This window comes from Micrococcus endophyticus (assembly GCF_014205115.1).
Lineage (GTDB): Bacteria > Actinomycetota > Actinomycetes > Actinomycetales > Micrococcaceae > Micrococcus > Micrococcus endophyticus.
Genome location: NZ_JACHMW010000001.1, coordinates 1,915,381 through 1,936,385 on the forward strand (window position 1 = coordinate 1,915,381; position 21,005 = coordinate 1,936,385).

Genomic DNA, 21,005 nt, shown 5'->3' on the forward strand with positions numbered 1-21,005 from the left:
CTCTGCATATCACCGGGCCGCCCGGTCGGCACCCCGCCCCTGCATCCCGCAGTCGAGCGAGCCGACCCGCCCGCGGCGGCCCCGGCGCCCGAACGGAAGGAGCGCCCCATGACCACTCCCCTCCCCGCCTCCGCCCCCCGCACCCGCACACCGCGCGGCCACGCCGACTCCCTCCCCGCCCCCGACGGCGGCGGCGGCCGCGGCATGGCCCCGGCTCGGCTGGACCCCGCCGACCGCACGCAGCTGCGCCGCCACCCGGTGTCCCTGCGGCGCATCGCGCGCCTGTTCGCCCCACACCGCGGCACCATCGCGCTCGTCGTCGTGCTGATCTCGGCGGCCTCCGTCATCAACCTCGCCCAGCCCTTCCTGGTCCGCGCGGTGATCGACGACGCCCTGCCGAACCAGGACGTGCCCCTGCTGATCCGGCTGACCGCCGCGATGGTGGGCGTCGCCGCGCTGACGGCCGTGATCGGCGTCGTGCAGACCTGGCGCGCCACGGCCATGGGCCAGCACGTCATGCACAGCCTGCGCGTGCGGCTGTTCACCCACCTGCAGGCGCAGCCGCTGGCCTTCTTCACCCGCACCCGCGGCGGCGAGGTCCAGTCCCGGCTGACCCACGACATCGCCGGCATGCAGTCCGTGGTCACCTCCACGGCCACCGGCGTGGCCTCGAACCTCACCGCCGTCGTCGCGACGGCGGCCGCCATGGTCGCGCTGTCCCCGCGGCTGAGCCTGATCTCGCTCGTGGTGCTGCCGCCGGCCGTGTGGCTCTCGCGCCGCGTGGCCCAGCTGCGCCGCACCGTCACGGACGAGCGCCAGGCGGCCCTCGCGCAGATGCACACCCAGGTGGAGGAGGGCCTGTCCGTCTCGGGCGCGCGCCTCGCCAAGACCCTGGGCACCACCGGCCACGACGCCGAGCGGTTCACCGGCCGCTCCCACGAGCTGATCGGCCTCGAGCTGCGCAGCCAGCTGGCCGGCCGCTGGCGCATGGCCACCATGTCGATCGTGTTCGCCGCCATCCCCGCGGTGATCTACCTGGCCGCGGGCCTGCCGGCCACGTCGGGAGGGATGACCATCGGCACCCTCGTGGCGTTCACCGCCCTGCAGGGCCAGGTGTTCCGCCCCCTCATGGGCCTGCTGAACATCGGCGTGCAGTGGGTCACCGCCCTGGCGTTCTTCTCGCGGATCTTCGAGTACCTCGACCTGGACCCGGCCATCAAGCCGCCGGCGGATCCCGTGCCGGTGAACCCGGCCCGCGTGCGCGGCACCGTCCGCTTCGAGGGGGTCGACTTCGCCTACGACGACGGCGCCCCGGCCCTGTCCGGCATCGAGCTTACCGTCCCGGCCGGCACCACGACGGCGGTGGTCGGCTCCACCGGCTCCGGCAAGTCCACGCTGGCCTCGCTCGTCCCCCGGCTCCACGACCCGACCGCGGGCCGGGTGAGCATCGACGGGATCGACGTCGCCCGCCTGGACCCGGCCGACCTCGCGGCGATCGTCGGCGTGGTCTCGCAGGAGACCTACCTGATCCACGCCTCGGTGCGGGACAACCTGCGCCTGGCCGACCCCGAGGCCACGGACGAGCGGCTGTGGGCGGCGCTGGAGACGGCGTCGCTGGCCGGGACCGTCGCGGCCCTGCCCGAGGGGCTGGACACCCTCGTGGGCGCCCGCGGCCACCGGTTCTCCGGCGGCGAGCAGCAGCGCCTGGCCATCGCCCGCACGGTGCTGCGCAACCCGCCCGTGCTCGTGCTGGACGAGGCGACCTCCGCCCTGGACAACACCACCGAGGCCCGCGTGCAGACGGCCCTCGACGAGCTCGCCGAGCACCGCACCACCCTGATGGTGGCCCACCGCCTGTCCACCGTGATGGGCGCGGACCAGGTGGCCGTGCTCGAGGGCGGGCGGATCGTGGAGCTCGGGGCGCCGGCCGAACTGCTGCGCGCCGGCGGCCCGTTCGCGGCCCTCGCCGCCCGGGGGGACGCCGTCGTGCCCGGCGCCGCGCCGGCGGAGCCGGCCCTCGCCCGCTGACCGCACCCCCGCCGCTGACCGCACCCCCCGCTTTCGTGTGGGAAACGGGAGGCTCAGGGACCGCTTTCGTGTGGGAAACGGGACCAGGCTCCCGTTTCCCGCACGAAAGCGCTGGGGGAGGCTCCCGTTTCCCGCACGAAAGTGCTGGGGGCTCAGCCGCCGGTGGTGCCGTCGGGGAAGATCTGGCCCAGCGGGGTCTGCTTCTCGGCCTGGAACGTCTCCTCGGCGCGGCCGAACGCCCAGTAGGCGCTGACGGAGAGGTCGCGACGGTCCACGCCGCGCTCGTCGGCGAGGTACGCCCGGGCCGCCTTCACCTGCTCGCGCTCGCCGTGCACGAACGCGTGGACCCGGCCCTCGCGCCACGGCTCGTCCCGCAGCGCCGCCGCCCAGCGCGTGCTCTGCGGGGTGAACTCGGCGCCGCGGTGCAGCCAGCGCACCTCGACCCCGGCCGGGGCCGTCACCGGCTGCTCGTCCTCGGGCCCCTCGACCTCGATCAGCGCGGTCCCGACGGCGTCCGGTGCCGTCGTCGCCAGGTCCTCCAGTCCGGCGGCGATCGCCGGCAGGGCCGCCTCGTCGCCGGCGAACAGGTGCCAGTCGGCGGCGGGGTCCGGGCGGTAGTTGCCGCCGGGACCGCCGAAGCACACCTGCTCCCCCACCTGGACGGACGCGGCCCACGGGCCGGCCAGGCCGTCGTCGCCGTGGACCACGAAGTCCACGTCCACCGTGCCGGCCGCCACGTCCACGGCGCGCACCGAGTAGGTGCGGCGCACGGGCATCTGCTCGGGGGCGAGACGCTTGCGCAGGGCGTCCATGTCATAGGGCGGGGTGAGGCCGAGCGCCGGGTCCGCGAAGAGCAGCTTGATGTACTGGTCCGTGGCGCCCTTCTCCGCCCAGCGGGCGTGGAACGCCGCGAACTCCTCCCCGCCCAGGCTCACCCGCACCATGTGCGGGGTGAGGCGCTCGGTGCGCACCACGGTGAGCACGGTCTGCGGCCGCGCGGGACGGCCGGGGGTCGCGGGGCGGGTCATGGGGTCTCCTCGGGTGAGGCGGGCGGGGATCGGCCCCCACTCTCCCACGCCCGGCCCGCACGGGTCAGGGGCGGGCGTCACAGGGGGTGCCCCGACGCCCTGCCCCGCCCCGCCCCGCCCCCTCTGCGCGTTTGGGGTGACTTGTCGGGGGTCAGGAGCCGGATCACCTCCGACAAGTCACCCGAAACGCGTGGTGGCGGGGGGGGGGGGGGATGCGTGGCGGCGGTCCGTGATGCTCAGCCGGCGGTCCGGAACGCGTGGCCGCGGTGGTCCGCGGGCAAGGCCGGACCGGCGCCGGAGAGGTTCTCGCGCAGGGTCCGCCCGGGCTCGGGCTCGCGCAGCACCCCGCGGCGGCGCAGCTCGGGGCTCACGAGCGCGGCGAACCGCTCGAGGTCGGCCGGGCGCACCGCGGCGGAGACGTTGAACCCGTCCACGCCGGTCTCGGCCTGCCAGCGCTGCAGCTCGTCGGCCACGGTCTCCGGCGAGCCCACGATCACGGGCCCGCGCCCGCCGATCGCCACGAACTCCGCCACGTCCCGCAGCGTCCACGTCCGCCCGCTCGGATCCTCGGTGAAGGCCGCGAGCGCGGAGCGGTTCGCGTCCGTCACCACGTGCTCCAGCGGCGCGTCCGGGTCCAGCCCGGCGACGTCCACGCCCGTCCAGCCGCCCCACAGCGCGAGCGCGCCGGCCACGTCCACGTGCTCGGCGTACCCGGCCAGCCGCTGCGCGGCGGCCTCGTCCGTCTCGGCGACGACGACGGTCACCATCGCCAGCACGCGGATCGCGTCCGCGGAGCGGCCGGCCTCCGTGAGCCCGGCGCGGGTCTGGTCCACGAACCGGCGCACGTGGGCCGGCGTCGGGCCGATGGCGAACACGGCCTCGGCGTGGTCGAGGGCGAACCTGCGCCCCCGCGCGGAGGCGCCCGCCTGGAACAGGTACGGGGTGCCCTGCGGGCCGGGATGGGTGAGCGCGGCGTCCGGGACGCGCACGTGCGCGCCGGCCACGGCGGCCGGGTGCACGCGGTCCGGGTCGGCCACGACGCCGGCCGCCCGGTCGAACCTCACGGCGCCGGGCTCCACGGAGCCCTCCCACAGCCGGTAGAGCGCGTGGAGGGCCTCGTCGGCGAGGTCGTACCGCGCGTCGTGCGGGATCTGCCGGTCCAGGCCGAGGTTGCGGGCCGCGGAGTCCTGGTAGCTCGTGACGATGTTCCAGGCCACGCGGCCGCCGGTGAAGTGGTCCAGCGTGGCGAGGGTGCGGGCCAGCAGGTACGGCCGCTCGTACGTGACGGACGCCGTCACCCCGAATCCGATCCGCTCGGTGGCGGCGGCCATGGCCGGCACCGCGACCGCCGGGTCCAGCACGGGCCACTGCACGCCGCCGCGCACGGTGGCCTCGATGCCGCCGCCGTACACGTCGTAGAGGCCGAGCACGTCGGCGAGGAACAGGGCGCTGAAGCCGCCGTCCTCCACGGTGCGGGCCAGCCGCGTCCAGTAGGCGAGCCGGTCGAACTCCGCGATCCGCGACTCGGGATGCCGCCACAGTCCCGGGGACTGGTGGACGGGCGTCATCATCTCGAAGGCGCTGAGCAGGAAGGGGGTCGAGGCGCCGTCGGGTGCAGGGGCGACGTCGGGGGCGGCAGCGCCGTCGGGGGCGGTCATCGGGCGCCCGCCTCGGCGGGCTCCGGGGCCGGCTGCGCGGCGTCCACGGCCGACGACGACGGCGCGGCGGGCGCGTCCCCGATCGCGTTCAGGCCCTCGGGGAGGGTGCCGTTGATCCAGTAGTCGCCGACGGCGCGGGCGCGGAACGCGATGGGGTTGTGCGTGGCGACGGTCTGGGCGTTGCGCCAGTGCCGGTCCAGGCCCTTGGCCACGCTCGTGTCGGAGGCGCCGCCGGTGAGGAACAGCTCCTGGGCGGCGCCGAGGGCCAGCTCGGGGACGGTGATCTGCGCGTGCTCCACGGCCAGCTCGGCCTCGGCGAACGCCGGCGGGACGGGTCCGGTGAAGCCCCAGCGGTCGGCCCCCGTGGCCGCTCCGGCGGCGAGCGAGGCGTCCAGGGCGTCGGCAGCCGCGAGGACCACCGCCTCGGCCGCGGAGGCCTTCGCCGCGATGCGGCCCACGGCCTCCTGGATCAGCGGGTCCTCGCGGAAGGGCACGCCCAGGCCGGTGTTGAAGGTGCGCACGCGCGCGGCCACCCGCGCGGCGGCGTCGTCCCGGGCGGCGCGGGCGATCCCGGCCAGCACGGCGAGCAGGATCAGCTGGAACCACGCCGCCTCGTGCACGGCCTCGGGCGAGCCGGGGATCCGCTCGAGCACGTCCTGCGGGTCCACGGCGACGTCCTCGAACACCGCGGTGCCGGTGCCGGTCAGGCGCTGGCCGAAGCCGTCCCAGTCGTCCTCGAGGCTCACGCCCGGGGCGTCCACCGGCACGACGGCGAAGCCCCGGCCCGGCGCGAGGGACCCGTCGGCGCGCACCACCGCGGCGGAGACCCGCGTGTGCGAGGAGAAGATCGAGCCGGTGGCGTAGTACTTCGTGCCGGTGAGGGTCCAGGCGGCGCCGGGCTCGCCGTCGTCGTCCCCGTCCGCGGGCGCCGTGAGGCGCGTGTTCAGCGTGCCCAGGGCGTTGCCGCCGCGCTCCGTGGAGGCGTTGCCCACGGTGGCGCCGGCCAGCACGAGGGCGTGCCAGCGGTCCCGCACGGGCTGCGGCTGGAAGCGCAGGGCGTCCAGGAAGCCCAGGTGCGAGCGGTACAGGTGGGCGACGTTGGAGTCCGCGGCCGCGAGGTCCACGAGCAGCGCCGTCACGGTGCGCACGTCGACGCCGGGGCCGCCGGCCTCCTGCGGCACGCGCAGCACCGAGAAGCCGGCGCGGCCGAGCGCGCGGACGGCCTCGAAGGGCAGCAGGCGGGCGCGGTCCCGCTCGAGGGCGCCGCGGGCGATCTCCTCGAAGACGGGGCGGAAGTGGGCGCGCAGGCCGGGCAGGTCGCGGGGCAGGGAGGCGGGGTCGACGGCGGGCGGGATCAGGCGGGAGGCGGTCATGCGGGGCTCCTGGGGTGGGGGCGGGCGGGGTGCCGGACCGGGCGGGGTGGAGAAGGGGCGGTGGTGACGGGGCGGTGGGACGGGGCGGTGGGATGTCCGTGCCGCCACGCTAGGAGCCCGGGCGGGGCGCGGCCGAGCCGGCGGTGCGCCGCCGGGCCGCACGGGGTCACGCGACGCGCGCCGCCGTCGTCGAGCCCCTCCGGCCCCACGGATGTGACCCGACGCCCCCGCCTCGCCCCCACCCGCAGATCGCCCACCCGCACACCACCCACCCGCACACCGCCCACCCGTAACCCACCGTTTCGGGTGACTTGTTGGAGGTCGCGGGTCGGTTCACCTCCGAGAAGTCACCCGAAAAGCAGGGGGTTGGCGGGTCGTTGCGTCCGTCCCGCCGGGCCCTCGACGACGGCGGCGCCGCACGCCAGCACCCGGCCGTAGTCTGACCCGGTGCGCCTGATCCCGCTGGTCCTCCTCTCCCTGCTGTGCCAGCAGCTGGGCGCCTCCGTGGCGGGGCTGATGTTCGGGACCACGGGCCCGGCCGGGATGGTCGCCCTGCGCCTGGCCTTCTCGGCGCTGGTGCTGCTGGTCCTCACCCGGCCCCGGATGCGCACGCTGGCCGGGCTGTCGCGGCGGGGGTGGGTCGCCGTCGTGATGCTGGGGGTGACCATGGCGGGGATGAACCTGCTGATCTACGCGGCGTTCGACCGGATCCCGCAAGGCGTGGCCGTGACCTTCGAGGTGCTGGGCCCGCTCGCGCTGTCCGTGCTGGCGAACCGGCGGTGGCTGTCCGTGGTGTGGGCCGCGCTGGCGTTCGCGGGCATCGCGCTGCTCGGCCGGGACGGGTTCTCCGCGGGGATGGACGGGGCGGGGCTGGACCCGCTGGGCGTGGCGTTCGCCCTCGCGGCGGCCGCCTGCTGGGCCGGGTTCATCCTGGCCAACCGGCACGCGGGCACGCACCTGCCCGGCATGCAGGGCCTCGCGCTGGCGATGGTGGTGGGCTCGGCGGTGGCGGTGCCCGTGGGAGCGGCCGACGCCGGCCCCGTGCTGCTCGAGCCCTGGGTGCTGGCGGTGGGCCTGGGGGTGGCGCTGCTGAGCTCCTCGATCCCCTACGGCATCGAGATGCAGGTGCTGCGGACGATGCCCACGGGCCTGTTCTCCCTCATCACGTGCCTGTCCCCCGTGGTCGCCGCCCTCACGGCGTGGGCGGTGCGGGGGCAGCGGCTGGCCGTCCTGGACCTCGTCGGCATGGGGCTCGTGGTCCTGGCGTGCGCGGCGGCCGTGTGGGCGGCGGAGCGGGCGGCGCGGCCGTCCCGGCGTGCGCCCCGCGCGTCGTAAGCGGGCTTGCGCCCCGCGCGTCGTGAGCACCCGCACGCCCCGCGCGTCGTGAGCGTTTGGGGTGACTTGTCGGGGGTGTGAAGGCCCCGCACCCCCGACAAGTCACCCGAATCTCCGGGAGGAGGGGTCCGCGCCGAGACCCGCGGCCCCGGCCTAGCCTGGGCGCATGACCCCCGGCTCCCCCGACGACGACGGCGCCCCGGCCGTCCGCCGCCGCGTCCTCGTGCTGCTCAACCCCCACGCCGGGCGGCGTCGCAGCCTCACCCGCGCCCAGGCCCGACTGCGCACCCACCCGGGGCTCGCCCTCGACCTCGTGGTCCCCGACCCCGCCGACCACACCGCCCAGCTCGCCGCCGCCCGCACGGCGCTCGCGGACGGCGTGGACGCGGTGGTGGTGCGCGGCGGGGACGGGATGGTCGCGGCCGGGGTCGGGCTCGTCTGCGACCACGCGGAGGCCACGGGTCGCCTGGTGCCGCTGGGGATCGTCCCGGCGGGCACCGGCAACGACCTCGCCCGGGCCGCGGGCCTGCATCGCAGCGATCCGGGCGCCGCCCTCGAGGCGGTGCTACGGGCCCTCGAAAACCCCGCCGCGCCCGTCCGCCGCATCGACGCGCTGCGGCTGACGGTGACCCGGGCCGGCGCCGTCGTGGAGCGCCGATGGGCCGCGAACTCGGTGAACATCGGCTTCGACGCGCGGGTGAACGCGCGCGCCAACGCCCTCGGCGTGGTGCCCGGACCGCTGCGCTACCTCGCCGCGCTCGGCCTGGAGGCGCGCGCCTTCGCGGCGGTGGAGATGGGCCTCGGGCTCGACGACGGCCCCGTGCGCCTCGAGCGCGTCGCCCTCGTGTCCGTCCAGAACGGCCCGACGATCGGCGGCGGCATCCCCCTGGCCCCCGGCGCCCGCCTCGACGACGGACGGGCGGAGGCGACCGTCGTCGGGCCCCTGCCGACCGCCGGCCTGGCCCTGCTCTTCCCCCTGGTCTACGTGCGCGCCCACCGGCTGCTGCGGCCGCTGCGCACCGAGCGGGCCCGGCGGGTGCGCGTGGCCGTGCCGGACGGGGTGCCCGTGTACGCGGACGGGGACGAGGTGCTGCCCGCCTCGCACGGCGGAGCCTCGGTGGAGGTCGAGGCGGTGCCGGGCGCCGTCGCGCTGCTGGGCTGATGGCGCGGACGTCGGCGTCGCCGTCCTCAAGCCACCCCCGGACCCGCACCCACCCCCGCGCCGGCCCCACCCCCACGCGTTTCGGGTGAGTTGTCGGAGGTGTGAGCCGCCTTCACCTCCGACAACTCGCCCGAATCGCCGGCCCGGCCCGACGGCGGCCGGCGCGCCCGTCCCTGTGGATACGCTGGGCGGATGGCCCGCTACGTCCCCGTCCCCGAGCCCGAGCCCGTCCCCGCCGCCGAGGAGGCCGCGCTGCGACGGGGCCGCGCCCGGCCGTGGTGGCCGTACCTGCTGACCGCCGCGGTGAGCGTCGCGCTGCTGGTGTGGACCGTCGTCGCGTACCCGGGGCTGCCGGAGCAGGTGCCGGTGCACTGGGGGATCGACGGCCGTCCCGACCGCTGGGAGGACACCACCTTCGGGACGGTCGCGTTCGCGCCGATCTTCGGGCTCGGGATGACGGCGTTCCTCGCCCTGATCGCCGCGATGATCCCGGCCATGACCGGCGTGCACGGGGCCACCAGCGCCTGGCGGCGGGTCCGCCAGGAGGGGGTGAACCGCGGGGTCCGCGAGGGGCTGGGCTGGATCGCCCTGCTCAGCCTGCTCATGACCGCCCCGACGACGGCCGAGGTCCTCTCCGCCGGCGCCTGGCGGATGCCCTGGTGGCTGATGCCGCTGCTCCTGACGGCGCTGATGGTCGGCGTGTTCGGGGCGCTGCGCGCGACCCTGGGCCGGTGGACCCGCTGGGCGGACGGCGTCGCCGCGGACCTGGGCCACCGGCCCACCCCGGAGGAGCTCGCCGAGGACGAGACGTGGACCCCGCTGGGCATGAAGGACGACCCCGAGGACCCCACCGTGTTCCCCGCCAAGCGCCCGGGCTACGGCGTGGGGACCACGATCAACATCGGCACGCGGGCCGGCCGCCTCCTCGTCTACGGCTTTGTGGCCGTGTTCATGGTGGCGCTGCCCGTGGCCACGTGGATCGGGGCGTACCTGGCGCGATGACCACCGAGACCCGCCTGCTCCTCCTCGCCGACACCCACATCCCGCCCCGGGCCCGCGCCATGCCCGCCCAGGTGTGGGACGAGGTGGCGCGCGCCGACGTCGTGCTCCACGCCGGCGACTGGGTCGAGGAGGCCGTCCTGGACGAGCTCGAGGCGCGCTCGCGGCGGCTCGTGGGCGTGTGGGGCAACAACGACGACGGCGCCCTGCGCGCCCGCCTGCCCGAGGTGGCGCGCGTCGAGATCGGCGGGGTGAGGATCGCCATGGTCCACGAGACCGGCGCCGCCCGCGGCCGCGAGCGCCGGATGGCCGAGGCGTTCCCGGACGCGGACGTGCTGGTGTTCGGGCACAGCCACATCCCGTGGGACACGGTCGCCGGGCCGGACACCGCGAACCCGGGCCTGCGGCTACTCAACCCCGGCTCCTGCACGGACCGGCGGCGGCAGCCGGTGTGCACGCTGATGCGGGCCGTGGTGCGGGACGGCGGGCTGGCCGACGTCGAGCTGGTCCCGGTGGACCGCACGCCGTGACCGACGGGCCGGCCTCTCGCCCGCACGGCGTGCCCCCACAGCCGTGCCACGCCATGGACCGGCCAGCGACGCGACGCGACGGTGTGGATGACGCATCGCATGACACGTCTATGATTTGCGTGGGTCGCATCACATCCGAGTGACAGCTCCGCACTCCGACGCCTGAGACCCCGGGCCCCATGGTCCGGGGTGGACGCGACGCCATCCCCGGCGTGCCGGACGGCGGCCCAGCACGAGCACTTCGACAAGGAGAGAAACATGAGACGTGCCCAACGATGGGTGGCCGGCGTCGCGACGGCCGCGCTCCTCACCACGATGTCAGCCTCCCCTGCCGCCGCTGGCACCGACGCCCCGCGCGCCGACTCCCCCCTCGCCCAATCGGCATCGGAGGGTGCGTACCGGACCGCAGCCCACGACCGCGTGGCGGCGGAGCTGGACGCGGCGGTCCCGGCCGCGGCACAGGAAAAGATCTTCGACTCCGCTGGTGTCGACATGGACGGGGAGGTCCTGGCCGCCTACGACACCCTGTGGTCCGACGCGGCCCATGACCGCGACCTGTCGTCGTCGGTCGTCCCGCTCACCGCCACGGACGGCGGGGGCATCGGCTTCGCGGACGTCGCCTCCGGCCGCGAGATGTCCCTCGCCCTCGCGGGCGCGGACGAGCAGGCCACGGACGCCGGGGTGACCGTTGCACGGGACGCGGACCGGGGCGTCTCGGCCGTGTCCCACGTGTCGGAGGCCGGCGCCGGCCAGGTCATCGCCGTCGCGGACGCCTCCGCTGGGTACGTGGACTACTCCTTCTCCCTGCCCGAGGGCAGCTCCCTCGAGGCCCGCGCGGACGGGTCGCTGGCCATCGTGGACGCCGCGGGCGCCACCGAGGGTCGGATCGCGGCACCGTGGGCGTTCGACCAGAACGGGGTCACACTCGAGACCCGCTACGACGTGCGGTCGGACGGCACGCTCCGGCAGCACTTCACCCCCGTGGCCGGCTCGTCCCGCGTGGTCCTCGACCCCTCGGCGTGGTGGTGGGCGGCCACGGGCGCCAAGTGCGCGGCGGAGCTCGCGATCACCTTCACACCCGTGAAGCTGGCCAAGGTCACCAAGAGCATCGTCTCGGTCGCCCAGCGGTCTGCGACCGTCCGGCGAGCCGTGGACCGGCTCGGCGGCGCCTACAATGCCGCCGTGAAGACTGTCCAGTACCAGGCCAATGAGCTGAAGCGGAAGGCCAACGGCGCGTCCTGGGCCAAGGTCATCCCTTCGTTCCGGATGACCGCCCAGCAGAAGCAGGACGCCGCCCGCATCTCCGGGTTCCTCGGGGGCAATGTCTGGACGCTGCTCGGCTTCGGCTCGTGCGCCGAGCTCGTGATGGAGCTCCGCCGATGAACGCGCTCCTTCTCGCCCTCCTGGCCCTCGTCGCGGTCAGCGCCTTCGTCCTCGCCTGGACCTTCACCTCCGCCCGCCGCCGCGGCGAGCAGTCCGTGCCCGTGAGCTCCGGCATCGCCGCCGTGGTGACGTTCGTGGCCGCCGTCGTCTACAGCATCCAGTCCGCCGACGGCGGCTGGGGCGTGCGCCTCGCGGGCGTCGGCGTGCTCGTCGTCGCCCTGGTCCTCGGGGCCTGGGCGGGCCGACGCGGCCCCGCACAGGCCTGACCCTCACGCACCCACGCCCCGCCCCCGGACCTCCGGGGGCGGGGCGTCCGTGCCTCCGGGGTGCGGCCGGCCCCGCGTGACGCTCTGCGACGTGCCCACCCTGCCCCCGGCGCACCTCGCCCGGGACAATGGGACGGACTGCCCCGAAGCCTCCACCGAAAGGACCCCCGTGGCTGACCACGAGTTCGGCTTCCGCACCAAGGCGCTGCACGCCGGCGCCGTCCCGGACGCCGTCCACGGCTCCCGCGCCGTGCCGATCCACCAGACCAGCTCTTTCGTGTTCGAGTCCGCGGACGACGCCGCCAACCTCTTCGCCCTGCAGAAGTACGGCAACATCTACTCGCGCATCGGCAACCCCACGGTCGCGGCGTTCGAGGAGCGGATCGCCACGCTCGAGGGCGGCATCGGCGCGGTGGCGACGGCGTCCGGCATGGCCGCCGAGTTCGTCACCTTCGCGGCGCTCGCCGGGGCCGGGGACCACATCGTGGCGTCTTCGAAGCTCTACGGCGGCACGATCACCCAGCTGGACGTCTCCCTGCGCCGGTTCGGCGTCGAGACCACGTTCGTGGACTCCGCCGAGGCCGCGGACTTCGAGGCCGCCCTCCAGCCCAACACCAAGGCCGTCTACACCGAGATCGTCGCCAACCCCTCCGGCGACATCGTGGACCTGCCGGGCCTGGCCGACGTCGCCCACCGGCACGGCGTGCCGCTCGTCGTGGACGCCACCCTCACCCCGCCGTACCTGATCCGCCCGATCGAGCACGGCGCGGACATCGTGATCCACTCGGCCACGAAGTTCCTCGGCGGCCACGGCACCACGCTGGGCGGCGTCGTCGTGGAGGCGGGCACGTTCCCGTGGGACAACGGGAAGTTCCCGCTGATGACCGAGCCGGTCCCCTCCTACGGGGACGTGTCCTGGTGGGGAAACTTCGGCGAGTACGGCTTCCTCACCAAGCTGCGTTCCGAGCAGCTGCGCGACTTCGGCCCCTCGCTGGCCCCGCAGTCGGCGTTCCAGCTGATGATCGGCGTCGAGACCCTGGCCCAGCGCATGGACGCCCACCTGGCCAACGCGCAGGCCGTGGCGCAGTGGCTCCACGAGGACCCTCGCATCGCCTGGGTGGCCTACGCGGGCCTGCCCGGCCACCCGCACCACGAGCGCGGCCGGCAGCTGCTGCCGAAGGGCGTCGGCTCGGTGTTCAGCTTCGGCGTGGCCGGCGGCCGCGAGACCGGGGCGACGTTCATCTCCGCCCTGCAGCTGGCCAGCCACCTGGCCAACATCGGCGACGCCAAGACCCTCGTGCTGCACCCGGCCTCCACCACGCACCAGCAGCTCACCGCCGAGCAGATGGTGGCCGGCGGCGTGCCGGAGGACCTCATCCGCATCTCGGTGGGCATCGAGGACGTCGAGGACATCCTGTGGGACCTGGACCAGGCCCTCACCGCGGCCACGGGCCGCACCCGCGACGACGAGGAGGCCTGAGCCATGAGCACCGCCAACCCCGAGCGCACCTGGACGGGCCCCACCGCGCCGGAGCGCCTGGCGATCCTGCGCCGCACCCGCTCCATCGCGATCGTGGGCGCCTCGGACAAGCCTGCCCGCGCGTCGTACTTCGTGGCGACGTACCTGCTCAGCTCCACCACGTTCGACGTGTACTTCGTGAACCCCGTGCTCGCCGACGCGGGCAAGCAGATCCTGGGCCACCGGGTGTACGCCTCGCTCGCCGACCTGCCCGTGGTCCCGGACATGGTGGAGGTCTTCCGCAAGTCCTCCGACGCCCCCGCGGTGGTGGCCGAGGCCCACACCGCGGGCGCGAAGACCGTGTGGCTGCAGCTGGGCGTGTGGAACGAGGACGCCGCCCGCCAGGCCGAGGAGCTGGGCCTGGAGATCGTCATGGACCGCTGCGTGAAGATCGAGCATGCCCGCTTCCACGGCGGCCTCAACCTGGCCGGCTTCAACACGGGCGTCATCAGCTCGCGCCGACAGGCGATCGACCGCTGAGGGCGGGGCGGGGATTCGCGTCACCCTTGCCCTCCCACGGAGCAGACAGTTGCGCTCACGACGTGCCGCGGGTGAAAAACTCACACGGCGAGTCGTGAGCACAACGCAAGCGTCCCCGCCCCGCAGCCGGTCCGGTCTCGCGCCCGCCCCTCAGGGGGTCCGCCGTCGCATCGTCGCGGCGGCCAGCAGCAGCGCGGCCACGGCGACGGCGGCCAGCAGCCCGATCCGCAGCCACGAGTCCCCGGAGACGTCCGGCGCGGTGAGGAGTTCGCGCACCACGTCCACGGCCCATGTCATGGGCAGCACGCCGGCGACGGCGTCGAGGATGCCCGGCATCTGGTCCCTCGGGACCAGCAGGCCGCACAGGAAGATCTGCGGACCCACGAACGCGGGCGTGAACTGCACCGCCTGGAACTCGGTGCGCGCGAACGCGGAGGCGAGCAGTCCGAAGGCCACGCCCACCACCGCGTCCAGCGCCGCCACGAGGAGGAGCATCCCCCACGGCCCCTGCAGCGCCACGCCGAACGGGCCGAGGGGCAGCGCGGCCAGGATCCCGGCCTGCAGGAGGGCGAACACGCCGAACACCGCCGCGTAGGACGTCACGAGGTTCGCCCGGCTCAGCGGCGTGGCGAGCACCCGCTCGAGCGTGCCGGACGTGCGCTCGCGCAGCATCACCACCGAGGTGACGATGAACATGAGCAGCAGCGGCAGCACGGCGAGCATGATCGGGCCGACCGTCGCGAACGGCCCCTCCCGGCCCGGGGGCACCGGGACCTCACGGAAAACGAAGTACAGCAAGGTGAGCAGCAGCGCGGGCACCACGAGGATCAGGGCGATCGTCCGCGGGTCGTTGCGTAGCTGCGCGGCGATCCGGCGGACCGTGGCCACGGGCGCGGACCGGCGGGCGCTCATGCGGACTCCTTGACGAGCGCGAGGAACGCGTCCTCGGGGGTGGCGGTGCCCGTGGCCGCCTGGAGGCGGGCGACGGGCTCGTGGGCGAGGATGCGGCCCTCGCGCATGAACAGGACGGTGTCGCAGCGGGTCGCCTCGTCCATCACGTGGGAGGAGATCAGCAGGGTGACGCCGCGCCCCGCGAGGTCGCGGAAGAGCTCCCACAGGCCCTCGCGGGTGACCGGGTCGAGGCCGACGGTGGGCTCGTCGAGGACGAGCACGGCGGGGTCGCCCACGAGGGCGCAGGCCAGCGACGCGCGGTGGGCCTGGCCGCCGGAGAGGCGGTCGACGCGGTGGTGGGCGTGCTCGGCGAGCCCGACGACGGCGACGAGGCGGTCGGCCTCTGCGGCGTCCACCCCGTGAAGGCCGGCGAAGTAGCGGACGTTGTCCCGCACCGAGATGTCCGGGTAGATGCTCAGCCCCTGGCTCGTGTACCCGATCTCGCGGCGCAGACGGGCGTCGCCGACGGGGGCGCCGTCCACCGTGAGGGTGCCCGCGGCGATGGCCTGGGCGCCGACGACGGCCCGCATCAGCGTCGTCTTTCCGCAGCCCGAGGGTCCCATCAGGCCGGTGATCGACCCGGCCGGGACGTCGAAGGTGAGGCCGTGCAGCACCGCCGTCCGGCCCCGCGTGACGACGAGGCCCTCGGCCCGGATCATCGGCGGGCCGGAGGGTTGGTCCGGCAGTGCATCCGACGGGGGGACGGGGTCCCTGCGATGTCGTGGAGGGGAGTCCCTGCGCGAAGTCGAGGACCGCGGCCTCAGACCGGGTCCGCGACCAGCACGGCCCCCGCGATCGCCATCAGCAGATCCTCTGGCGGCGGCGGAGTGAACGGCCCCACGGTGCCGTCGCTGGCGGCCCGCCCGGGGACGGGGTCGAGGACGAGGTAGCCCGATTCCCGCAGCCGGCGGACGTTGTCCTGGTGGATGCGCCGCCCGGCGAAGCCCGGGGACGGCCCCGGGGCGAGCACGACGGGGCACTCGGCGTCTTGCACCGTCGCCAGGGCCAGGCAGTCGCCGATGCCGGCCGCCAGCTTGGCGGTGGTGTTCCCGGAGGCCGGATACACCAGCACGACGTCGGCCCAGGCCGCCAGCTCCCGGTGCGGCACAGCGTGGTCGTGGCCGTCCGTCCACCCGGGGCCCACGACGGGCTGCCGCGAGGCCACGCGCAGGAGCGTGGGCGTCACGAACCGCTGAGCGGCCTCCGTCACGAGCACTCGCACCGTCACGTCCGGATACCAGGCGCGGACGGCCTCCACGAGGTCCGGGGCCGAGCGGGCGGCCAGCGCGCCGGTCACCACGAGCAACAGGTGTCCGCGCGCCAGGCCGAGCCGGCGCGGTCGCAGGCGGGCCATCAGGCCGTCTCCCGCAGCGCGTCGAGCGGCTCGAGGCGTGCGGCCCGAGCGGCCGGGATGAGCGCGGCGAGCACCGCCGCCAGGACGACGCCGGCGACCACCAGGGCCACGGCCAGCGGGTCGAACCGGAAGAGCGTGAACCCGGGGAGGTCGAGACCGATTGCCGTCGGCAGCCACGGGCCCACGACAACGCCGATCAGGAGGGCGAGGGCGACCGCCACCACGGCTCCGAGCAGGCCGAGCACCCCGGCCTCGAGGGCGACCGACGCGAACACCGTGCGCCGCGGCATGCCGAGCGCACGCATCATGCCGATCAGCCGAGTCCGTTCCTGCACCGACATGAGCAGGGTGTTCACGATCCCGAACATCGCCGCGAGGATGGCGACGCCGGCCAGCACGTTGAGGATGAGCAGCACGGCCGCCACGATGGACCGGAAGTCGCCCACTATGTCCTCCGGGGTGGAGACCGCGAAGCCACTCCCCCGCACGGAGTCGGCGACGGCCGCGACGTCGGGCCCGGTGACGAACAGGTGGGTGGCGACGGGCTGCGCGTCCTGAGGTGTGCCCACGGCGCTCAGCCTCTCGAGCTCGTCGCCGAAGGCCTGGTTGCCGAAGGGGAGGTTGCCGCCGATGAGGGAGCGCACCTGGACGCCGGCCACCTCGGCCTCGAGCTCGCGCACCTGCCCGTCCACACCGAGCACGCCCACCGCGACGGTGCGGCCCACGGCCTGCTCCGGCGATCCCAGGCCGAGGGGCCCGACCGCGTACTCCGGGATGATCAGCTGAGGAGTGCGCGACTGCGCCGCGAGCTGCTCGCCGGTCGCGAGGACGGCGGTCTTCCCCGGCCAGTTGCCGTTGTAGATGAAGCGGTAACGCTGGCCGCCGTCGTAGTGGAAGTACAGGGGCGTGGTGGGTGCGGACGCAACCACCTCGGCGTCCGCCCCGACGGCGTCCCGCACCCGCTGGACGTCGTCGGCGGTGAGGACGCCCTGCTGCTGGTCGACGCCCGCACCGGCCATGGACGGGTCGTACTCCTCCATGCCCTCGCTGAGGAACGCGGTGGGAGCCGTCTTGGTCACCTGCACGGTGTCCGTGGCGCCGACGGAGGCCGTCTGGGAGTCGATGTACTGGTTCACCCCGGCGCCCAATGCGCTGGTGATGGCGAACGTGAACGCGCCGATGCCGATCGCGATCAGCGTGAGCAGTGCCCGTGCCGGTCGGCGCAGCGCGGTCCGGGCGGAGCGGCGGAAGAGGTCGGAGACGCGCATCAGGCCACCGCCGTCCGGAGCGGCCGGGTGAGGGCGCCGTCGACGATCCGGAACTGCTGGGAGCAGCGCTCGGCGAGGTCGTTCGCGTGGGTGACGATCACGAGGGTGATCCCTTCTGTCAGGTTGAGGTCGAACATCAGGTCCGTGACCGTGTGACCGGTGGCCTGGTCCAGCGCGCCCGTCGGCTCGTCGGCGAACACCACGCGGGGCCGGTTGACGATCGCACGGGCCAACGCGACCCGCTGCTTCTGGCCGCCGGAGAGGACGCCGGCCCGCTCATCGATGCGTTCCTCGAGGCCGAGACGCGTGAGCGCGCAGGCGACGCGGGCCCGCCTCTCATCCGGGGCCATGCCGGCGATGGTCAGCGGCATGGCCACGTTCTCCAGCACGCTGGCCGCCTCGTCGAGGTGGAAGTGCTGGAACACGAAGCCGAACTCCGTGTTCCGGATGCGGTCGAGTTCGCTCGGGCTGGCGGCCGAGAGGGGACGGCCCCGGTACTCGACGGCTCCGGCGGTGGGGACGTCGAGTCCGGCGAGCAGGTGCATGAGCGTGGACTTGCCGGAGCCGCTCGGGCCGACGATCGCCGTCGTGTCACCCTCCTGGATGTCGAGGCTCACCCCCTGGAGCGCCTCGAACGCCGCCTGGCCCTTGCCGAATGTCTTGCGCAGGCCGCGGGCCTGCAGCAGTGGTCCCGTCATGGGTGTCCTCCTGTGGTGGTCGGTGCGGGCCGGTCATCCCCGGTCCGCCTGAGATGGTCGACGACGGCGCGCAGGAGCTCGTCGTCGTAGGCGTCGCCGGCCAGGGGATCGGCGGGGACGTGCACGTGGGGCGTGACGCCGTGGTTCTCGATCGCGTCCCTCTCCCACCCGCCCAGCCGGTATTGGGGAAGGCAGAGCCGCAGTCCTGGTCCCAGCGTGCGCACTCGATGAAAGCCAGTCCCGGCTCCCGCTGTACGCCGGCCGAGGAGGTTCACCCCCGGCAGTGACCGCAGGATCGCGGCGAGGTGCTCGCCGCCGGATCCCGTGGTCTCCGCGATGAGGACCAGGACCTGCGAGGGGCCGGGGAGCAGCCGCCGGGACCCCCCGGCCGCGCGCGCCGTGGCGGAGCGGAAGATGAAACCGGTGAGGACGGCGCCGAGGGCGTCCGCGAACTGACCTCCCTCGTTGAAACGCAGGTCCAGGACCAGCGGCCGGTGGCCGCGCCAGCCGCGCACGAGGTCACGCACGGTGCGCCACCCGGCGACGGAGACGTCGGTCAGCGCGACGTGACGGGCGTGATCCTCCAGCACCGAGGCTGCTCGTCGGAGCAGGACGTCGGACCGGCTGACGGCCGGTGGTTCCTCGCGGAGGAGGACGGCGTGGGAGGCGCCGAGCGTGCCGACAGCGTGGTCGAGGAGGTCCGCCAGGTCCGTGCGGGTGCGGGCCCTGGCGGCGGCATCGCGGAACGCGGCGAGCACGGTGTCCGACGCGTCGACGTCGGCAGAGTCGTCGTGGATCACGCCGACCTGTCCGGCCGCATGCCGAATGAGGCGGAGCGCTTCCTCGAGGACCTCCCCGGGGGCGGGGTCCACGTCGGTCGACGACGACGGTGGTGTGGTCGGCGCGGACTCGCCCGCCGCAGTCGTGGTCGGGCTCTCGCTCACCGACGCCCATCGGCCACCCGCACCGAGCGCGTGAACGACGCCGTTCCACAGCCGCAGCTCATGGACCTGCCCCGGTTCGCCGGGGAGGACGTCGAGGTCGGCCCCGCGGGCCGTTCCGGCTCGCACCGGCTGCGCCAGCCGCAGAACGCGGCCTGGCTGCATCGGGGCGGCGGTGCCGCCCAGTTCGGACACCGGCCGGGCGGTGAGGAACAGGCTGCCGTCCGGGGCGAAGACCGGGCTCGACACGTGGAATCCGGACACGGTGACTCGGCCGTCTTCCCCGGTGGCCAGATCATGCAGACGGAGCTCTCCGCCCTGCAGGTCGTCCTCCCGGGTCCAGGCCACCACGCGGCCGTCGGGGGACACGGCGGGGCGCGAGCGCCGGTGGGCGTCCTGACCGTCGAGGACGCGGACGTCGCCAGAGCCGACGACGGCGAACACGCCGGCGGCGTCTCCGGAGACCGCGCTCACACCGCCGCCGTGGACGATGCGGTCGAGCGCGACCGCGCCCGGACCGGTGGCCACGACGGTCTCCCTGCGCCCGTCGGAAGCGTGACGGACGACGACGGCGGCACGGTCACGGTGCTCCAGCACGAAGAGGTCACCCCCCTCGCCCGGGGCGGTGTCCACCGTCCAGCCACCGGTCGTCGCCACGTGTCCGTCGGCGGAGCGGTCCTGCTCCCCCGGAGCACGAGGAGCGGGCACCGGGACGTCGACGGGCTCCCACCGGGCCGCGTCCGCGTCGTCGGGACGAAGCGTGAAGACTCGACCGAGCGCACCGGCCACGAGTCGGTCACCGGCGCGCCGCAGGCTGGTGACGCCGACGGGGCCGAGGCTCGGCCAGGCATACGGCACGTCGCCGGGGCGGTCCGGGTCGGCGGAGTACACCTGAGGGGTGCCGTCGAGGTCGTCGATCCAGTGCACGCGACCGCCCAGCAGGACTGCGTCTGCCGCGTTGCCCGTGCCGTCGAGCATCCGGCGGTGCCCCTCCGGCTCCACGAGCAGCACCCGTCCGGCACCGCCGCCACGGTGGCCGTTCCACGTCAGCGGATGGGGGCCGGAGGTGGTCAGGACCCTGCGGCCGTCCGCTGCGTGGTCAACGGACGCGACCGCGACGAGGTTCGGCCCGTCCAAGCGGCGCCCGTCACAGGCGAGGGTCAGGACCTCCGCCGAGCCCGGCATGGCGCGTGGCTCGCGCGCCAGGGCGAGGACGTCTTCGTCCCACCAGCCGAGGAGCCGCAGCGGTCCGGCACAGCGATGCAGCACCGGCCCGGCCTGCGGGTCCTCGAGCGGCGCGAGTCGGACGCGGACGCCCGGCGCAGGCGCGTCGGGATCCTCCTCCACGACCGCCACGATCGGGCGGGTGGGGTGGCCGATCGCGTCGTCCACCCGGTGGGTGGCGGCGGGGCCGTCCATGTGCTCCAGCCACAGGGAGTCGGCCACGACGGCGACGAGTCCGTCCGCGGTGGCGGACGGCCGGTGTGCATAGGACGTGCTCATGGATGCCTTTTCCTCTCTGGTCTTCGTGGCGTTCGCTGGGGCCCGGATGGCAGGCCGGCGGTGCTGCGCGCGGCTCCAGGCCGTCGACTCGCCACGTCCACTCTGGTGCGGAATGCGCCGCATGGACATGGACTTCGGTACAAGACTGCGGTGGCCTACGGAACGGGCGACGGGCCGGACCCTTGGGGGTCCGGCCCGTCGGTGCGGTGTCCGCGGCTCAGCAATAGCTGGACGTGAAGGACGCGACGGTCTCGTCGCCTGCCACCTCGATGACCTCGATCTGGTCCATCTGCTCGATGTTCATGTCCCCTCCTCTCCTGTCTCGATGCGTGCGCTGACGCCGATGGTCGGCGTTCAGCAGTGATCCGAACGGAACGACGCGACGGTCTCGTCGCCGGCGACCTCGACGACCTCGATCTGGTCCATCTGCTCGATGTTCATGATTCCCTCCCTTCGGTGAATCTCTTGTCTATGGGAAGCTTTTATCCTCTCGGATTCCTTTTCTCCCCGGCTGGACATCTCCATCATT

At 74.7% G+C, this 21,005-nt stretch carries 19 protein-coding genes; 9 read left to right on the top strand and 10 right to left on the bottom strand.

All coding sequences use genetic code 11. The features are described from left to right. Positions 1-204 precede the first annotated feature (204 nt). Positions 205-2,028 carry an ABC transporter ATP-binding protein gene (locus HDA33_RS08725; protein ID WP_246417195.1) on the top strand — a complete coding sequence of 608 codons (1,824 nt, stop codon included), beginning with the start codon at positions 205-207 and terminating at the stop codon, positions 2,026-2,028. Between the two features lie 152 nt (positions 2,029-2,180). Here the strand turns inward: HDA33_RS08725 and HDA33_RS08730 are convergent, their stop codons facing one another. The 3 genes from HDA33_RS08730 to HDA33_RS08740 form a co-directional block, all read right to left on the bottom strand. Then, complete coding sequence (locus tag HDA33_RS08730) at positions 2,181-3,056, bottom strand: siderophore-interacting protein (RefSeq protein WP_184172563.1); 876 nt, start codon at positions 3,054-3,056, stop codon at positions 2,181-2,183. Positions 3,057-3,292: 236 nt separating this feature from the next. Then, entirely contained in the window at positions 3,293-4,714 is a 1,422-nt protein-coding gene (locus tag HDA33_RS08735) for an NtaA/DmoA family FMN-dependent monooxygenase (protein ID WP_221432988.1), read from the bottom strand. Next, on the bottom strand, positions 4,711-6,087 hold the full coding sequence (locus HDA33_RS08740; protein ID WP_184172566.1) for an acyl-CoA dehydrogenase family protein: 1,377 nt from the start codon (positions 6,085-6,087) through the stop codon (positions 4,711-4,713). Before HDA33_RS08740 ends, HDA33_RS08735 begins: the two co-directional genes overlap by 4 nt. 447 nt (positions 6,088-6,534) lie before the next feature. Between HDA33_RS08740 and HDA33_RS08745 the strand changes: the two genes are divergently transcribed. From HDA33_RS08745 to HDA33_RS08780, 8 genes are all read left to right on the top strand, one after another. Then, positions 6,535-7,422, top strand: coding sequence for an EamA family transporter (locus HDA33_RS08745; RefSeq protein WP_184172567.1), 888 nt, complete (start codon positions 6,535-6,537; stop codon positions 7,420-7,422). A gap of 166 nt (positions 7,423-7,588) precedes the next feature. Then, on the top strand, positions 7,589-8,584 hold the full coding sequence (locus HDA33_RS08750) for a diacylglycerol/lipid kinase family protein (protein ID WP_184172568.1): 996 nt from the start codon (positions 7,589-7,591) through the stop codon (positions 8,582-8,584). Positions 8,585-8,776: 192 nt separating this feature from the next. Then, positions 8,777-9,586, top strand: a complete 810-nt coding sequence (locus HDA33_RS08755) for a DUF1648 domain-containing protein (RefSeq protein ID WP_184172570.1) — start codon at positions 8,777-8,779, stop codon at positions 9,584-9,586. Further along, a complete protein-coding gene (locus HDA33_RS08760) occupies positions 9,583-10,113 on the top strand; it encodes a metallophosphoesterase family protein (protein WP_184172571.1) in 531 nt (176 codons plus the stop codon). The genes HDA33_RS08755 and HDA33_RS08760 overlap by 4 nt, the downstream gene beginning before the upstream one ends. Positions 10,114-10,371: 258 nt before the next feature. Beyond that, positions 10,372-11,496 (top strand): hypothetical protein, encoded by a 1,125-nt coding sequence (locus tag HDA33_RS08765; RefSeq protein WP_184172574.1) that lies wholly within the window; start codon positions 10,372-10,374, stop codon positions 11,494-11,496. Then, complete coding sequence (locus tag HDA33_RS08770; protein WP_184172576.1) at positions 11,493-11,762, top strand: hypothetical protein; 270 nt, start codon at positions 11,493-11,495, stop codon at positions 11,760-11,762. The genes HDA33_RS08765 and HDA33_RS08770 overlap by 4 nt, the downstream gene beginning before the upstream one ends. A gap of 169 nt (positions 11,763-11,931) precedes the next feature. Further along, positions 11,932-13,242 (top strand): aminotransferase class I/II-fold pyridoxal phosphate-dependent enzyme, encoded by a 1,311-nt coding sequence (locus tag HDA33_RS08775; protein ID WP_184172579.1) that lies wholly within the window; start codon positions 11,932-11,934, stop codon positions 13,240-13,242. 3 nt (positions 13,243-13,245) lie between these two features. Beyond that, positions 13,246-13,761, top strand: coding sequence for a CoA-binding protein (locus HDA33_RS08780; RefSeq protein ID WP_184172581.1), 516 nt, complete (start codon positions 13,246-13,248; stop codon positions 13,759-13,761). 150 nt (positions 13,762-13,911) lie between these two features. Here HDA33_RS08780 and HDA33_RS08785 read toward each other — a convergent pair whose 3' ends face one another. The 7 genes from HDA33_RS08785 to HDA33_RS08815 form a co-directional block, all read right to left on the bottom strand. After that, a complete protein-coding gene (locus tag HDA33_RS08785; protein ID WP_184172582.1) occupies positions 13,912-14,673 on the bottom strand; it encodes an ABC transporter permease in 762 nt (253 codons plus the stop codon). Further along, positions 14,670-15,371 (bottom strand): ABC transporter ATP-binding protein, encoded by a 702-nt coding sequence (locus HDA33_RS08790; RefSeq protein WP_184172583.1) that lies wholly within the window; start codon positions 15,369-15,371, stop codon positions 14,670-14,672. Before HDA33_RS08790 ends, HDA33_RS08785 begins: the two co-directional genes overlap by 4 nt. Before the next feature lie 101 nt (positions 15,372-15,472). After that, positions 15,473-16,066, bottom strand: coding sequence for a flavoprotein (locus HDA33_RS08795; protein ID WP_184172584.1), 594 nt, complete (start codon positions 16,064-16,066; stop codon positions 15,473-15,475). Beyond that, complete coding sequence (locus HDA33_RS08800; RefSeq protein WP_184172586.1) at positions 16,066-17,334, bottom strand: ABC transporter permease; 1,269 nt, start codon at positions 17,332-17,334, stop codon at positions 16,066-16,068. Before HDA33_RS08800 ends, HDA33_RS08795 begins: the two co-directional genes overlap by 1 nt. After that, positions 17,334-18,032 (bottom strand): ABC transporter ATP-binding protein, encoded by a 699-nt coding sequence (locus HDA33_RS08805; protein ID WP_184172588.1) that lies wholly within the window; start codon positions 18,030-18,032, stop codon positions 17,334-17,336. Before HDA33_RS08805 ends, HDA33_RS08800 begins: the two co-directional genes overlap by 1 nt. Continuing rightward, positions 18,029-20,476, bottom strand: coding sequence for a S41 family peptidase (locus HDA33_RS08810; protein WP_184172590.1), 2,448 nt, complete (start codon positions 20,474-20,476; stop codon positions 18,029-18,031). The genes HDA33_RS08805 and HDA33_RS08810 overlap by 4 nt, the downstream gene beginning before the upstream one ends. Positions 20,477-20,830: 354 nt before the next feature. After that, complete coding sequence (locus tag HDA33_RS08815; RefSeq protein ID WP_184172592.1) at positions 20,831-21,001, bottom strand: hypothetical protein; 171 nt, start codon at positions 20,999-21,001, stop codon at positions 20,831-20,833. Positions 21,002-21,005 lie beyond the last annotated feature (4 nt).

Excerpts from the sequence above, each read along its gene's own strand:
- HDA33_RS08805 (WP_184172588.1), bottom strand. The coding sequence starts at position 18,032 with ATGACGGGACCACTGCTGCAGGCCCGCGGCCTGCGCAAGACATTCGGC.
- HDA33_RS08795 (WP_184172584.1), bottom strand. The coding sequence starts at position 16,066 with ATGGCCCGCCTGCGACCGCGCCGGCTCGGCCTGGCGCGCGGACACCTG.
- HDA33_RS08735 (WP_221432988.1), bottom strand. The coding sequence starts at position 4,714 with ATGACCGCCCCCGACGGCGCTGCCGCCCCCGACGTCGCCCCTGCACCC.
- HDA33_RS08730 (WP_184172563.1), bottom strand. The coding sequence starts at position 3,056 with ATGACCCGCCCCGCGACCCCCGGCCGTCCCGCGCGGCCGCAGACCGTG.
- HDA33_RS08760 (WP_184172571.1), top strand. The coding sequence starts at position 9,583 with ATGACCACCGAGACCCGCCTGCTCCTCCTCGCCGACACCCACATCCCG.
- HDA33_RS08810 (WP_184172590.1), bottom strand. The coding sequence starts at position 20,476 with ATGAGCACGTCCTATGCACACCGGCCGTCCGCCACCGCGGACGGACTC.
- HDA33_RS08790 (WP_184172583.1), bottom strand. The coding sequence starts at position 15,371 with ATGATCCGGGCCGAGGGCCTCGTCGTCACGCGGGGCCGGACGGCGGTG.
- HDA33_RS08750 (WP_184172568.1), top strand. The coding sequence starts at position 7,589 with ATGACCCCCGGCTCCCCCGACGACGACGGCGCCCCGGCCGTCCGCCGC.
- HDA33_RS08740 (WP_184172566.1), bottom strand. The coding sequence starts at position 6,087 with ATGACCGCCTCCCGCCTGATCCCGCCCGCCGTCGACCCCGCCTCCCTG.
- HDA33_RS08755 (WP_184172570.1), top strand. The coding sequence starts at position 8,777 with ATGGCCCGCTACGTCCCCGTCCCCGAGCCCGAGCCCGTCCCCGCCGCC.
- HDA33_RS08780 (WP_184172581.1), top strand. The coding sequence starts at position 13,246 with ATGAGCACCGCCAACCCCGAGCGCACCTGGACGGGCCCCACCGCGCCG.
- HDA33_RS08800 (WP_184172586.1), bottom strand. The coding sequence starts at position 17,334 with ATGCGCGTCTCCGACCTCTTCCGCCGCTCCGCCCGGACCGCGCTGCGC.
- HDA33_RS08815 (WP_184172592.1), bottom strand. The coding sequence starts at position 21,001 with ATGGAGATGTCCAGCCGGGGAGAAAAGGAATCCGAGAGGATAAAAGCT.
- HDA33_RS08725 (WP_246417195.1), top strand. The coding sequence starts at position 205 with ATGGCCCCGGCTCGGCTGGACCCCGCCGACCGCACGCAGCTGCGCCGC.
- HDA33_RS08770 (WP_184172576.1), top strand. The coding sequence starts at position 11,493 with ATGAACGCGCTCCTTCTCGCCCTCCTGGCCCTCGTCGCGGTCAGCGCC.
- HDA33_RS08785 (WP_184172582.1), bottom strand. The coding sequence starts at position 14,673 with ATGAGCGCCCGCCGGTCCGCGCCCGTGGCCACGGTCCGCCGGATCGCC.
- HDA33_RS08765 (WP_184172574.1), top strand. The coding sequence starts at position 10,372 with ATGAGACGTGCCCAACGATGGGTGGCCGGCGTCGCGACGGCCGCGCTC.